Origin of the sequence: Sphingobium rhizovicinum (assembly GCF_042647625.1) — a bacterium.
In the GTDB taxonomy this organism is placed as follows: domain Bacteria; phylum Pseudomonadota; class Alphaproteobacteria; order Sphingomonadales; family Sphingomonadaceae; genus Sphingobium; species Sphingobium rhizovicinum.
The window spans coordinates 935,801-950,121 of the sequence record NZ_JBHRVU010000004.1 but is presented as its reverse complement, the minus strand read 5'-3'; the positions used below and the strand labels follow the sequence as shown (position 1 = coordinate 950,121).

At 61.8% G+C, this 14,321-nt stretch carries 14 protein-coding genes; 3 read left to right on the top strand and 11 right to left on the bottom strand.

The genetic code is table 11. From position 1 onward, the window contains the following. Positions 1–38: 38 nt before the first annotated feature. On the top strand, positions 39–350 hold the full coding sequence (locus ACFOKF_RS06020) for a hypothetical protein (protein WP_380793994.1): 312 nt from the start codon (positions 39–41) through the stop codon (positions 348–350). A gap of 51 nt (positions 351–401) precedes the next feature. Beyond that, entirely contained in the window at positions 402–773 is a 372-nt protein-coding gene (locus tag ACFOKF_RS06015) for a hypothetical protein (RefSeq protein ID WP_380793992.1), read from the top strand. Positions 774–943: 170 nt separating this feature from the next. Here the strand turns inward: ACFOKF_RS06015 and ACFOKF_RS06010 are convergent, their stop codons facing one another. The 10 genes from ACFOKF_RS06010 to ACFOKF_RS05965 all read right to left on the bottom strand — a co-directional run bounded on the left by ACFOKF_RS06010 (position 944) and on the right by ACFOKF_RS05965 (position 10,231). Beyond that, a complete protein-coding gene (locus tag ACFOKF_RS06010) occupies positions 944–3,085 on the bottom strand; it encodes a hypothetical protein (protein ID WP_380793991.1) in 2,142 nt (713 codons plus the stop codon). 10 nt (positions 3,086–3,095) lie between these two features. Continuing rightward, positions 3,096–3,362: a hypothetical protein gene (locus tag ACFOKF_RS06005; RefSeq protein ID WP_380793989.1), complete on the bottom strand. Its 267-nt coding sequence runs from the start codon at positions 3,360–3,362 to the stop codon at positions 3,096–3,098. Positions 3,363–3,371: 9 nt separating this feature from the next. Further along, positions 3,372–4,049 carry a hypothetical protein gene (locus ACFOKF_RS06000; RefSeq protein WP_380793987.1) on the bottom strand — a complete coding sequence of 226 codons (678 nt, stop codon included), beginning with the start codon at positions 4,047–4,049 and terminating at the stop codon, positions 3,372–3,374. A gap of 3 nt (positions 4,050–4,052) precedes the next feature. Beyond that, entirely contained in the window at positions 4,053–4,439 is a 387-nt protein-coding gene (locus ACFOKF_RS05995; RefSeq protein WP_380793985.1) for a hypothetical protein, read from the bottom strand. Continuing rightward, positions 4,436–5,908: a hypothetical protein gene (locus tag ACFOKF_RS05990; protein WP_380793983.1), complete on the bottom strand. Its 1,473-nt coding sequence runs from the start codon at positions 5,906–5,908 to the stop codon at positions 4,436–4,438. Before ACFOKF_RS05990 ends, ACFOKF_RS05995 begins: the two co-directional genes overlap by 4 nt. Further along, on the bottom strand, positions 5,905–6,231 hold the full coding sequence (locus ACFOKF_RS05985) for a hypothetical protein (RefSeq protein WP_380793981.1): 327 nt from the start codon (positions 6,229–6,231) through the stop codon (positions 5,905–5,907). The genes ACFOKF_RS05990 and ACFOKF_RS05985 overlap by 4 nt, the downstream gene beginning before the upstream one ends. Before the next feature lie 366 nt (positions 6,232–6,597). After that, entirely contained in the window at positions 6,598–7,935 is a 1,338-nt protein-coding gene (locus tag ACFOKF_RS05980; RefSeq protein ID WP_380797675.1) for a phage/plasmid primase, P4 family, read from the bottom strand. A 34-nt stretch (positions 7,936–7,969) separates the two neighbouring features. Next, positions 7,970–8,527, bottom strand: a complete 558-nt coding sequence (locus tag ACFOKF_RS05975) for a hypothetical protein (RefSeq protein ID WP_380793979.1) — start codon at positions 8,525–8,527, stop codon at positions 7,970–7,972. 119 nt (positions 8,528–8,646) lie between these two features. Beyond that, the gene (locus ACFOKF_RS05970; RefSeq protein WP_380793977.1) at positions 8,647–8,844 is read right to left on the bottom strand and encodes a helix-turn-helix domain-containing protein; all 198 of its coding nucleotides are present in this window, start codon (positions 8,842–8,844) and stop codon (positions 8,647–8,649) included. A gap of 163 nt (positions 8,845–9,007) precedes the next feature. Further along, on the bottom strand, positions 9,008–10,231 hold the full coding sequence (locus ACFOKF_RS05965) for a tyrosine-type recombinase/integrase (RefSeq protein WP_380793975.1): 1,224 nt from the start codon (positions 10,229–10,231) through the stop codon (positions 9,008–9,010). 251 nt (positions 10,232–10,482) lie between these two features. Here ACFOKF_RS05965 and ACFOKF_RS05960 point away from each other — a divergent pair, with 251 nt between their 5' ends. Next, entirely contained in the window at positions 10,483–12,504 is a 2,022-nt protein-coding gene (locus ACFOKF_RS05960) for a calcium-binding protein (protein ID WP_380793973.1), read from the top strand. A 10-nt stretch (positions 12,505–12,514) separates the two neighbouring features. On the opposite strand, the gene ACFOKF_RS05955 is transcribed toward ACFOKF_RS05960, so the two are convergent. Continuing rightward, a complete protein-coding gene (locus ACFOKF_RS05955; protein ID WP_380793971.1) occupies positions 12,515–14,131 on the bottom strand; it encodes an NAD(P)/FAD-dependent oxidoreductase in 1,617 nt (538 codons plus the stop codon). Positions 14,132–14,321: the final 190 nt, after the last annotated feature.

Below are 14,321 nucleotides of genomic sequence, written 5' to 3'. Positions count from 1 at the left end.
CGCCAGCTCATGCGCTTGGGCATGACGGCGCAACAGACGTGAGTGACACACCAGAGTTATCCGCAGAAGCTCTCGCCTCAATCGCACCAGGCGTCCGTCAGCAGCGTGAACGCTACGATTTTGAAAAGGCATGGCCGGATACTGTGTGGTCAATCGGGATCAATCGGCTCGACCTTCTTGGCGTCGATGACGACGGCAACCTCTACTGGAACGGCAAGCCCATCGAAGTCAGAAAGTCAGTGGCTCTGTCGTTATGGCAGCGCGTTGGCGCAATCAGTGTCACCCTGTCTGCGATAGTCGGGGCGGGTGCCGCGGCGGTGAGCGCCTATGCCGATCTTATGGCAAAATAAAATTTAGAGAGAAGTTATCCGTGGCAGATTAGATTCAATCAGGGAAATACTATGTGGCGGCCGGATGTACCAACGAAGGAATATCGTGCATGGCGTCGTGACTATGAGCAGCTAAACGTCGATTTGAACGAGTTTCTATTTCGGGTAATGGAGATGGTTATCTTCATTAGCGCCGTCTGGATCATCGAAGACCGCCTAAAAGCCAGGCATGGTTTCAGTTGGACGCTCATGGCCGTAACTGCGAATTATTGCCGGTCTAAAGTGATGCTTCTCACTCTGCCTGCCCTCGAAAGGTACGAAGTTTCAGAAGCGTGGCGGCACCGCATATACTGGGTTCTTTGGCTTGTTGCAGTGGCTATCTGGATTGGGCTTTTGACCGGCCTACAATTTGTATTGCCGGTTTTGGCACGAGGCCAACCCTGATCGCATCCACACCGGTTTACAAAACCGCTGCACTACCGACACGCGGATTATGATTCCGATGCCCCGTCGTCAACTTCCCAAGCTACTGCTCAGGGTCAGAGCCGGGAGGGCGAGGACATCCCTCCCGGCTCCTACGCAACGGGGGTTCCCGACCCCGCCGCGCTAACTGCTCAGGTCACGGTCGCGCTGACAGGCCCGGCGGGATTGGATTCGATCATCGCCCCGTCCGTCGCGACATTCCAATAATACCAAGTGCCCGCCGCCACCGTGTCCGTGATAGACTGCACCTGTCCGACTCCGCCTGCATAGTTGGGCACGATCTTGGTCGCGCTGCCATAGTCGGGTGTAGCGCCGCGCCATGTGTCGGACGACCTGAACCGAAGGTCTTGCGGGTTCTGCCAGGTGATGACCGCCTCCCCTGCCCCGCCGACCGCCGTCAATCCCTCTGGCGAAGGCATCGGCGTCTCAGGGGAAATGACGCTATATTCCCACGCGGAACCGGCCCCGGAGCCAACGACGTAGCGATAGCGCACCGTGTAGCTCACGCCGCTCGGAACGGTCGCGCTGACCGCCGTCACTTCGTTGATGGCCATCGGCGTCCAAGGGTCCGTTTCGCTGCCCGTGATGGCGCTGGTAGGGATATATTCAGCGACATAGGCCGCATCCTCGCGGGCCAGCGTCGGGAAATCGATCTTGATGGTCGAATCCCCATAATAGACGTTCTCGCCAGCAATCGCGGGATAGGACACCGTCCCGCTGGAGCCATCGACAACTGGCTTCGGCTGTTCCTCGCCGGGAAGCAGCGTCCAACGCGCTGGTGTGATGGGAACCGCTCCAAACCCCGTCAAAATACCTGAGCCATCCATTTCGACCGGCGTGGCGATCTCATAATCGCCTGCGAACACATTGTCGTAATTGAGGTTGATAATCCGCTCATGGCGCGCTTGCAGGCCGCGCAGATTGACGGTTGGCGTGATCTTGTGGCGCGGCTGCGACCGCATGCCGATCCCTTTCGCCAGCCGCATGGCCTGATTGTGGTTCTGGCATGCCAGAATCTCGACGGTCAGGAATTTTGGCGTCGTCAGCGGGTCATAATAGAGCGGGTTGATCCATGCTGCGGATGGCTGCGCGGTATAGTTTGCATCCGGCTCCATATATTTGACGATGACGCCCTGCGTCTCGCTTTCGCCGTCCTGCGCTTCGACGCTGGACATGGCCATGATGTCCCTGTTGCGGGAGAAAGAGAGTGTGGGGTTGTACCAGTGCCCGACACGCACCCATGACAGCCCGGTTTCATCAAAAATGATGTAGCCGTCGCAGGCCAGCAGCAGCTCCTTTTCCGCATCCACGCGGCGCTTGCTGTCCACGATCGCAGCGCTGGCCTCATACCGCTTTTGGGTTCCCTCAATGCCGACAATCTCCTCGTCGCATAGGTCGGCCTGTTCCGCGATCCTCTCCCAGTTAATGCTGCTCTCCAACTTCCCGCGTCCGAAGGGATGGGTGCGAAACCATGCCCAGACCAAGGCGGCGTTGCGCGTGGGCTTGTAGGTCGTGCGATTACCCATGACCTGCGTCGGGTCGCGCGGGTCGAATGCATTTGCCCAATTTCCGATGACGCTGACGGCCGGTTCCCCCAGACCAAACGGGCCGCGCCAGCGGTATATCTTCTGGCGATGTTCGAGCTTGAGGGCGTCGATGCAGATGACGGAAAAGGTCGTGCCGACCAGCTTATGGTCCGATGTCCAGAGCGAAGGGAATGCGGCATCAAGTGCTGCAATGCGGGGCGGCGTCGGGTCCGTCTCGCTATAGGTGGTCGTCCAGATGCGAACATAGCCCTTGCCCTGACCATCATAGTCAGCCGGGTCTTTGTCCTTGTTGGTCTTGAGGCGAAATTCCTTCTGCACGACATAACGATCCACCCCGACCGTTACCGGCTCGTCGTCAAGGAAATAGGTGTAGGGCGCGTGCAGGATTTCATCGCTATGGATGACGATGTACCAGAACCGGCCATCGCCATCGAACTCGCCAAAGACGACGCCGCCACCTGACCGGGCGCGGCCGCAATGAAGCCAGCGCGGGGGATCGCTGATCTTCACCGTCGTCTTGCCCGCATCCATCTTCGGGGCGCGGGATGTGGCCATCAAGATCGCCTGCACGATGTAGGTGCCGACCGCGACAATAACCGACCCGATCGCCACGCCAAGAAACCCTGACCCAAGAGCGCCGGAAGCAACGAGGCCGCCAGCGCCGAAGGTGAAATAGGTCAGCGCCGCAATTGCAACCAGCCCGACGATCTTCTTGAGGAACCCCACGCCTGCGCTCCTACCTGGCCAGAGCGCCGACAGCGACAACGGCAGGACCGCCGACGCCCTTGGCATAGACCGCGATGCCGGCAGTGACCTCGCGGCCGGTCCACACCCAATCCTGCACCGAGACAGGCGGCATCGAGAGCGTCGCCGCGCCCCGCTCGTTGGGGACATGGAGGCTGGTGAGGCACGCCCCCACCAGCGGACGAATATCCACGTCCTTGCCCCCGTCAGGCGGCACGATCTGCGTCCATTCGGCGGGCGAGAGATTGAACTGCTTCATGCCCGCCCCTCAGTCGAAAGCCGGGTGCGCCGGCGCCTCTTCGCCCAGCGTGTGCGCGGCGGACACGGCGGCGCTGAGCATCGTCGCCACATGATCGCGAAGCATCTGCGAGCGGGCGACAGCGCGTTCATCCTCCAGCCGCTGCTTATGCCGCGCAACCGCCTCAGACAGCGCCTTGATCTCTTCAACCTCGGCCGGCACCGTGGCGCGATATTGGGCCAGCGTGTGGCGCGCATCGGCCAGCTTGCGCCGCGCCTTCGCTTCCTCAGCCTGAACCGCTTGCGCCTCCAGCTTGCGCAGATAGCCACGAAGGTGGCAGGCTTCCACGATCAGACAGGCCTCCGTCTCGGCAAGCACGCCGGCCGGGCTGAGATTGGTGATCCCCAGCGCATACCAATGCCCGCCGCTACGACGGAACAGGCGTGCAACCTCTTGCGCCCGCTCCTCTTCGCTCGGCTTGCGCAGTTCCCGGCCGCGATTGAGATAGGCGCCGATATTCTGCAACCGGCCTTCGGCCCCGACCTTGCCGCGGGGACCGTCATAGCGCAGATTTCCGGTCAGATGCGGCCAGTCCGGGCAGTCCATGGCATTGGGCCAGAACTCGGCAGGGTCAAAGATGGCGGTGCGGTCGATGATCGTGGCGGGCGGCGTGGGGGTTGGCCCCTGCGGAATGAATTGCTGATACATGGATCAGTCTCCTTTCGGTGCGAGGAAGGTGCGCCCCCCGTTGCCGCCGTTGACGCGCAACGCGGAGGGCTTGCCCGTTACGGGCGGCATGATGTTGCCCACGTTATCACCATCGGGTTCGCCGGCGGGAGCGAGGAACGTGCGCGACGCCGTGCCGCGTCGGGCATTGGCGAGGGGCGTGCGGCCCTTTGTCGCCTCGCTGAACGCGGCATTCATCGCCGCCGCGAGCTTCTCCGGCGACATGGCGGCATCCATGTCCTCGATCAGGCCATGAACAGCCAGCACCAGCGTGTTGAACTCGGCCCGCGTCACGGGCTGTTCGGTGTTCGTGACGACCTCCTTTTGCCTTTCGGCGCGGGAGGTGATGAATTGCTGCAAGATATTGCTCATGGGATGTAACTCCTGGGGGTGGATCTCGGATTTTGGGATGACGACGGCATGTCCCGCACCAAAATCCACGGGACGAACTTCGGGGTCGCTGTGCAGACAAGCGCGCCGGCAACGGCATTGGCTCGGTCATCATGCGAACCGGGCGCGTGATCGATGCTGTCACGGCCACCGCGCGCGACACGGCGTTCCAGCCCGACAATCTGGTTCACTGTCTTGTCGTCATCGAGCAGGACAGCGCGGCCGCTGTTCAGGATCGGCAGCATTTCGCGGTACAGGTCCGATCGCGACCGTTCGGAAATGTCATAGGCGACGCCATGCTTGCGGAACTGCTCGCGAGGCCATTCGCCTGCGTAACGATCGCCTGTTACGCGGGTGATGCCATAGAGCCTGAGCAAGTCGCAAAACTCGGCCACGACACCCTCAGGACTGAACGGCGGCTTCACCTCGCGGACGGCATCGATGACGGTCAGGCCGTCAGTCTGATCGCCCTCCTGATGGCTGATCGCCAGCGTCATGCTGTCCTGCGAGCCGCCGGATGGATCGACAAAGGCCGCATAGCTGACGCCGGTTATGGGCGCGCGCTCATAGATGCCGGGTTCAACGCACGCTTCCACAACCTCGATCGACACGAATGCTTCCACGTCCTTGCGGAACTCAGCGCCATATTCGGCCGCCGCCGATGCCGGGTCGTCCTTGAACTGCTCGGTCAGGAAGTCGCCGTCGCGCGGCACGGTAGGGTTCATCCGCCATGTGGGAGCCTGCACCACCAGCACATTGCCGGGCTTGCCGTAGTGCTTCTTGTGCTTGTTCCAGAGCAGGCCGCGCCGGGCGTAAGGGCTGGATATGCCGATCAGCATCGCGCCGGGGATGGTCGCCATGGCAGGCTTCACGGCGTTGTAAACGTCCTGATCCGGGTTCGCGGTATTCTCGCTAGACCAGAAACTTACCTCATCAAAACAAGCACATACAACGGTGCGTCCTCGGCTGGAGCGCAGGTCATTCGTGGTAATCTCGATGGCGAGGCCGTTGGTAAGCTCCAGCCCCTCAGCCGTGGACTTCGCGACCATCTGGGCAAGCAGGGGCTGCTCAAAATAGGCGCGCAGGTAATTGAGACAGACCTTGGCCTGCCTGCGATCGACGGCAATCAACTGCGCTACGCCCGTCTCGCCCTTCACCAGCCGATCGAGAAAACCCAACTGCTCCGCGCCGAATGTTGCCAGCCAAGCGATCAGGGCCGATGCCTTCACATCCTTACCCGAACGTCGCCCGCACACCAGCCACGCTTCCGTTGACGGCTCGGTAGGTGCCTCAGTGCGGCCGGTGATCTCGGTGAAGATCGCCAGTTCGTCCGCGTCCAGAGGCTCCCCGAACAGCGCCTTGTCGATGATGCGCCAGACAGCCCAGCTATCGCCCTTGAACCAGTCCCCGAACAGCTCAGGGTCGCGGCACGCCTCTGCGAAGGTGATCATGCTGCCTGCCCCTTCTCAGCCGCCTTGCGGGCCGCGTACTGGGCTAGCGTAGGGGTCACATTCTTTGCCTTGCGCTCCAGCCCCAGCGACTCCAGCAAGCGGCGCAGGGAGTTACTGGCGGTGGTGTACGCCCCGATGTCGATCGGCGTGCCATTGGCCGCTGCCGTATCTTGGTCTTCACACCAGATGGAGAGCGATGCAGCGCGCCGGGCAATCTGCGTCTGCGCCTCAGTCGGATCGCCGCCCATGTCCACGACCAGGCTGGCAAGAATCTCGCGATAGCGGCGGAACGTGATGGAGCGGGCGTCTACGCCCTGAAGCACGACGCTACCGTTGCCTACACGGGTGCGCGCCTCAGGCTTAGGGGTGGCGTGTTTGGGGCTTGGACGGGGCATCACGAAACCTCAGTGTGGGAACTGAATGGGGTACTGCGGTTTCGGGCCATCAGTACATTAGCGGATTTGTTGACGTTTGGCAACCATGAATGGATGCGGTTGGAGCAATCTAACCCATGGCCAGAAAAGATATTCGGGCGGGTCTTTGCGAGGGGGAGGCAAAATTCCCCGTCCTTTTCCAACAAACGGACAGGTTGGACAGGTCGGGACAGGTTAAACCTATCTCCCCACACGTGCGTGCGCGCGCATGAACGATCATCAGGAAAAGGTGTCCAAACCTGTCCAACCTGTCCCTCAGTCATGTGCGCGCGCCTTCGTCTTGAGCGCCAGTCCGCGATAGCATCGGATGCCGGCGACCTTACCGCGCTGGAAACCTGCCCTTTTGAGCTTGCTACTCATGGCCGTTTGCGTGCCTGGCTCGTCACCAGCCGCGCGGGCATATCCGGCCCAATCGTTATAGAGCGTGGTTGGGGCTTCCCATTTGCCGGAAGCGCGGTCGCACCGATCAGCTATCCACTGACCAAACAAATCCTGATCATCAAAATAGTCCTGCGTTGCTGCCGTGACGATCTCAGGCCGAACGAGGCGATTGCGCTGCCAGTCGAGACACCCCGCGATTGCCCAGGCGAGGATTTGCGGAGCTTCCTCTTTCAGCTTCTGCTCCAGCATCGGATCGGGCCGAGCGGGCTTGTGCGTAAACGGCACGATGTTGAACCGCCGCCGCGCTGCCTCATCGACGTTCGCCAGCACCGGGGCGTGGTTGCCGACGATCACCAGCTTGAATGCTGGAATGAACTCGAAGAAGTCCTGCCGCATAAACCGCGCACTGATCTTGTCGCCGCCGGTGAGCTGCTTAATCCGCGCCTCAGCCCAAGCCCTTCCCTCCTCTGTCTTACTGGCAGATACCAGCCTCGCCCCTTTCAACATCGCCAGATCAGTCGGGTGTCGATCGCTCTTGCTGGCCGTAAAGGTGTCCATGCCCGCCGTCGTGGCGTAGTCGCCCAGCACATGGTTCAGCATGTTGAGGAATACGGATTTGCCGTTGCCGCCCGGTCCATAGATGAAGAACAGGGCATGCTCATCGGTCAGTCCAGTGAGGCAATAGCCCGCCATCTGCTGAAGAAAGCGCACCAGATCACGGTCACCTGCGGTTGCCTCGTCCAGAAACTGGAGCCAGCGAACAGGTGAGCCATGCTCCGGCGCAACGCCGGTCAATTTGGTGATGTGATCGCCCGGACGGGATGCAGCATACTCGCCATCCCGCAAATCCACCGTACCGCCAGGCGTGCCCAACAGGAGGGGATCACTGTCCCATATTTCTGATGTAACCGCATGCGCCGGATCAGCGCGGGCGAACTTCTCAACGCCTCCTGCGAACGACGCCTTGCCAGCGCCTCCGATTTTCCGCGCCATTGTGCGCGCATAGGTAAAGGCGCGATGACAGCCATCTTTCTGCCAGCGCTGCCCGGACCATTCGAACCACGTGCCCGCATCATGGTCATAGCGCAGTGTGTCGCCATGGACCTTCGTGAAGGCCATAGCCACGTCATCCTCTGATGGTTCGTCAGGCTTGCGGCGAGGCGGTCGAGCTCCAGCTATTGCAGCGCGGATCGGCTCCGGGCCGAACTGCACGAAATCATCGTTTGCGTCTCGGTTCGCTGCATCGTTACGCGGCTGCACGGCCGGCCTCCTTGCGATAGACGATGCGTGGCAGGCGGACAGGCTTAGACAGGACGGCAAGCAACCGACGCCCGACCATCTGGTCAGCTTCGATCGTTTCCAGCGCCGCTATCTCGCGGACCTCTGGCGCGTTCCAATCGAGGACGCACATGCCTCGCCCAGCATTCGCCAGCCATTCCAGCGGCGTGGCGAACAGGCGAACGGGGCCATCGTCCCAGCGCGGCAGAAGCCAGTCGGTGCCAAGCGCCCAGCCAAGGCCGGTACGCCAGAACCAGCGCGCGGGATTTGTGGAGCGCCAGGCGATGAGATCGATCATGTCGCCCATGTCCATCACAGGCGTCACGACATGCGCCGGGCCATCGCTGGGCTGGTAGTAATGTGAGCGCTCAGGCTGCGCAGGGGAAATGCCGAACACCGGCTGAATTGCACCCAACTCGGCAATGGCAGCGCCGGGAACACCCAGCGCGATCATGCGGTCAATATGCTCTTGGCGCACGCGGGAAGTGGCTGATGCCATTTCGGCCTCAAGGGTTGCAGAGGTCATATTGCCTCCGCTTGGCGCGCGGCGGGAGCCGTGCTATGTACGCTCCCGTTCGACCCGTCAGAAGAACAGAGAGCGCCTTCGTCCTTACGGACGGGGGCGTTTTTCATATGGCCCATGGCTCATGCGGCGCCCGCAATGATCGCTTGAATATCCTCAGCCGGTATCAGCCTGACCCCGCCGATTTTCGTCGTCCTCAGATGACCGCGATCAATCATCCGATAGACCGTTCGGGAGGTTACCCCGAGCGCAACCGCAGCGGCGCCGGGCCTGTATGCCAAGGGCATCGTCTTCGGCTTAACTTTCTGCTCAATCGCCACCTTTGGACACTCCTTGATTTCAGCGGACACACGATTGATACGCGAGAGCGCCCTATAGCGCAATAATCATGCGTGCGACATTTCATATATTTCTTTTGGCAGCAATCTTTCGCATGAATGATGCTGGCCCCGATCTTGCATAGGGACGCTGGGCTTTGCATGCTTATGCCCTTGCCAGTTCGATGACGTTCGACCGCGCGCCTGAAAGCGATTGCGCTACGAAATTCCCCCAAGCGTCCATTAGCGCCCGGCGCATATCGCGCAGATCCGACCGCAAATAAGCCTGTTCAGTTTTCGAGCCGACGCTATGGGCAAGCGCCATTTCCGCCACCATTGCGGGGATGGTCGGCATCCTCTCGGCCGCCCAATCCCGGAAGCTGGAGCGGAAGCCGTGGACCGTTTCGTCACGCTTCGCCGTCCGCATAACCTTTGAAAGCGTCATGTCAGATAGCGGCTGGCCTCTGGTGCCGGGGAAGATCAAACCCTCGCCACCGTGGAGCGCCTTAGCCCGCTCCAGAAGGGTTAAGGCCGCGTCGTTCAGGGTGACAGTATGTTTGACGCCCGCCTTCATCAGTTCGGCCGGGCGGTTCCACACCTTGCCCTCCAGGTCGATATGCTCCCACCGTGCCGAACGAACCTCACCGCTGCGGGCCGCCGTCGCGATCGTGAAGAGCAGAGCCAGGCGACCGGACGTGTCTTCCCTGCCAAGCTGGTCCGCGAAGAACGCCGGCACATCCTTGAAGGGAACGGCTGCGAAATTCTTGCCCTTGGGCTGGCGCGCTAGGCCGTCGCGCAATTCGCGGGCATCGGGCAGCGGCGCCGCTCGCCAGCCTTTCGACCGGGAGAAGCTCAAAACCTGCATGATCCGAACACGCACCTTTTGGGCAATGGCCGGCTTTTCCGTCCAGATCGGTGACAAGACGGCGATGACATCGCTGGTAGAAATCTGGTCGACCCGCCTGCCCCCAATTTTGGGGACAGAGTGCTCCGTCAGCGATGCCATGAAGGCGTCTGCGTGCTTCTCGCTCCAGCCTTTCGATAGCTCCGCGTAGGCAAGGCTCACCGCTTCCTTGAAGGTCGGGATCACGATCTTTTCGCGATCCCGCTCGGCGATGGCGTCCTTCCCCTGTCGCGCCAGTTTGCGGAGGTGATGCGCCTTGTCCCGCGCCTCACTCAGAGTGAGGTCGGCGGGGTATCCGCCTAAACCAACATCCTGTCTTCGGCCCATATGCTGGACGCGAAGGACAAACGATTTCGTGCCGCTGGGCTTGACGCGCAGGTACAGGCCAGCGCCATCGCCGTAGATCCCCGGCTTGGCGTTGCGGACTTTCTTGTCAGTCAATTTACCCATTGGAAGCCATCCTTTTCCCGCACCATCTGATCCCACATTTCTTCGTGGCAACCGATGTTAGGGGATGACAAACCATGTCGCAATAGCGCTCAGAAATGGCTCAAATAAGCCAGTATTTGCCGCATTACATGGCAAACAATGGCACGGTATGTCGCACCGATTTATAATCCTTGTCGGGCATCCAAAACTTTCCCATCGATAGTATGAAATCTCGGCGCAGTTGCGCTTGATCGTCCTTGCAAAGCGGCATAACCCGTTGGCGGGGTTTATGTTTATGGGCGGGGCGAATGGCGACGATTACGGGCACGACGGGCAATGATCGCCTGACCGGCACCAGCGGCGACGACGTCTTTCATCCCCTTTCCGGTCAGGATAGCGTCAATGGCGGCAATGGTTCGGATCGACTGATCGTCGATTATAGTGTTTTTCGAGCCTACTCCCATCAGCAAGCCTCCATCGTGCGCCTGAACGCAGATGGACTGATCGGTACGATCCGGTCGGGCGTGTCGAACGATAATGTCGCCTTTTCCCGGATCGAGGCGCTGGACGTCAGGCTGGGTGTCGACAACGACTATTTCTGGTTCCGCGCAGATGTCGCCGTGGCCGGCATTGCCATGGCTGTCGATGCCGGGGGCGGACAGGATTGGCTGATACTGGAACTTGCGCCGGTCGGCAGCGTGACCTTTGCCGTTGATGCGGCCGGTATAGCGACCAGCAGCTTTGGCGGCCGCTTCACCGCCTTCGAACATTTCGACCTGACGCTGGGCAATGGCAATCACCGCATCACCACCGGCGCAGGCGATGACCGGGTGCTGCTGAGCAGCGGGGCCAGCCGGGTCAATGCCGGGGCAGGCAATGACACGATCATCACCAGCGGCGGGCGCGACACGATCAATGGCGGCGCTGGCTATGACAGCTGGTTCATCCGCCTGGGCGGCACCAAGGCCGCAGCGACGCTGACCGTCAATGGCAAGACCGGCGACGCCGAGATCGCGGGTATGGCCACGGCGTTCAATATCGAGCATATCGACGCCAGCCTGGGATCGGGCGCGGACAGCATCACCCTGACCGACGTCTATGGCGCGGACATTCGCGCCGGGGCCGGTGCGGACCAGTTCATCCTGCGCCGGCCGCATTCCGTGGAAATTGACGGCGGCAGCGGGATCGACACGGCCCGGATCACCATGAGCGGCACCGTGCGCTATTTTGAAAGCGAACTCACATCCAATGGCGCGGGCGGATTTGACGGCAATCTGAGCTTCTATAATGGCGTCGCCCTGACGTCGATCGAACGGCTGATCGTGACGCTGAGCGATGGTGACGACATCATCGATGTGGATGGCGATGCGCTGGCGCGCGGCGCGATCCTGACGCTCAATGGCGGCGTCGGGCAGGATATTCTCGTACTAGACCTGTCGGCGCTGGCTTCGGTCACGCTGACGCCAACGGCGGACGGCATGTTGCAGCTTCTGGGCAGCAGCTTTTCCGGCTTTGAAAGCCTGAGCCTGACCGGGACGGCGGGCAATGACCGGCTGGGCGCGATAGCGGGCGGCAGCTATCTGGACGGCGCTGCCGGCAACGACATGCTGATCGGTGGAACGGGCAACGACATGTTGCTGGGCGGCGCGGGTGACGATCGCCTCTATGGCATGGGCGGCAGGAACGAACTTTATGGCGGCGAAGGCAATGACAGCTATTATATCGACAACAGCGACTATAGCACGCTGATCTACGAGAATTTCGGCGAAGGGCAGGATACGCTGTTCGCCAGCGTCAGCATGGGCCTGTCCGAAAATGTCGAGCGCCTCTATCTGACCGGAACCGCCGACATTGCCGGCACGGGGACCGACGACGACAATATGCTGGTGGGCAATGTCGGCGATAATCGGTTGCAGGGTCTGGGCGGCAGCGACGTCATCAACGGCGGCGCGGGCATGGACATACTGATCGGTGGCGCTGGCGCGGACACACTGACCGGCGGCGCAGGCGTGGACCTGTTCTGGTTCCAGACGCTGGGCAGCGCGGCGGAGCGCGACATCATCACCGATTTCGCGCCGGGCAGCGACGCACTGGTTTTCGTGCCCGATGACTTCCCCGGTTTATCCGCCCTGCCTGCCAATCACGCCATTCCCGCCAGCGCCTTCGTTGCGGGAACGGCGGCAGCGACCGCGGACCAACGCTTCATCTATGACGAAGCCAGCGGCAGCCTCTATTATGACAGCGACGGCGTGGGCGGCGCCGGCCAGACGCTGGTGGCGGTGCTGACCAATTTGCCGCATCTGACGGCCGGCGACATCTTCATCGCCTGACCCCGCCGCCTCACGCCATGGCGAGGGCAACCGCCTCCGCCACCTTGATGCCGTCGATCGCGGCGGACAGGATGCCGCCGGCATAGCCCGCCCCCTCGCCCGCCGGATAGAGACCCGCGACGTTGAGGCTCTGAAAATCCTTGCCGCGCGTGATGCGCAGCGGTGAGGAGGTGCGGGTTTCCACGCCGGTCATCACCGCATCGGGATGGTCATAATGGGCAAGCTGGCGGCCAAAGACCGGCAGCGCTTCGCGAAACGCCTCGATCACGAAGCCGGGCAGGCATTGGGACAGGTCGGTGGGGGTGACGCCCGGCTTGTAGGAGGGCGTGACGGACCCCAGCGCAGTCGAGGGGCGCCCGGCGAGGAAATCGCCCACCGTCTGCCCCGGCGCATGGTAGGAGGAGCCGCCCGCCACATAGGCCAGGCTTTCCCAATGGCGCTGGAAATCAATGCCGGCAAGCGGCCCGCCCGGATAGTCACGCGCGGGATCAATGCCGACGACCAGCCCGGAGTTGGCATTGAATTCGGCGCGGCTATACTGGCTCATGCCATTGGTGACGACGCGCCCTTCCTCCGATGTGGCGGCGACCACGCGACCGCCGGGGCACATGCAGAAGCTGTAGACGGTGCGGCCATTGCCGCAATGATGAGCCAGGCTGTATGCGGCCGCGCCAAGATCCGGGTGGCCCGCGCAATTGCCATAGCGGGCGCGATCGACCCAGCTTTGCGGATGCTCGATCCGCACGCCGATCGAAAAGGGCTTGGCCTCCATATGGACGCCCTGACGATGCAGCATCTCGAATGTCGGGCGGGCGCTGTGGCCCACGGCCAGGACGATATGATCGCTTTCGATCACGCTGCCATCCTGCAACACGATGCCGCGCAACTGCTGCGTACCATCCCCCTGCCGTTCCAGCACCAGATCATCGACGCGATGCTGCCAGCGATATTCGCCGCCCAACGATTCGATCTGCCTGCGCATCGATTCGACCATGGAAACGAGGCGGAAGGTGCCGATGTGCGGATGCGCTTCCCAGAGAATATCGTCGGGCGCGCCGGCGGCGACGAACTCCTCCAGCACCTTGCGGCCCAGAAAGCGCGGATCCTTGACCCGGCAATAGAGCTTGCCGTCGGAGAAGGTGCCCGCCCCACCCTCGCCAAACTGGACGTTGGAATCGGGATTGAGTTCGCCCCGGCGCCACAGGCCCCATGTGTCCTTGGTCCGTTCGCGCACCACCTTGCCGCGATCCAGGATGATCGGCTTGAAGCCCATTTGCGCGAGGATGAGGCCAGCGAACAGGCCGCATGGCCCCGCCCCGATCACCACCGGCCGCTTGCCACGCCAGCCATCGGGAACGTGGGCGACGAACTTATATGTGGTGTCGGGCGTCGGGCGGACATCATGGTCGGCGGCGAAATGCGCGAGCACGGCAGCGTCATCGGCCACGTCGACATCGACCGTGTAGACCAGCTGGATCGCGGATTTGCGCCGGGCGTCATTGCCCCGCCGCACAATATTGTGGCCGCGATAGTCCTGCGGCCCAAGGCCAAGGCGATCGCAAATGGCGACGGGCATCGCCTCGGCCGGATGATCGAGGGGCAGTTTCAGGCCAGAAAGACGGATCATGCGCCGCCCATAGTCGCTCTCGGCCCAAAACGCCAATCTCCGTTCGTTTCAAAGCCCGATACGGCAGGCCGCGCCATAATGGGCCGCAGCGTATATCGACCCTGCCGTAGCGGCTTGGCCCCCGCCCGCGGCTAAGGCAAAAGGAGTCTGTGGCGGAACTGGGCCCGCCACATACTAACCTTGACGTAAA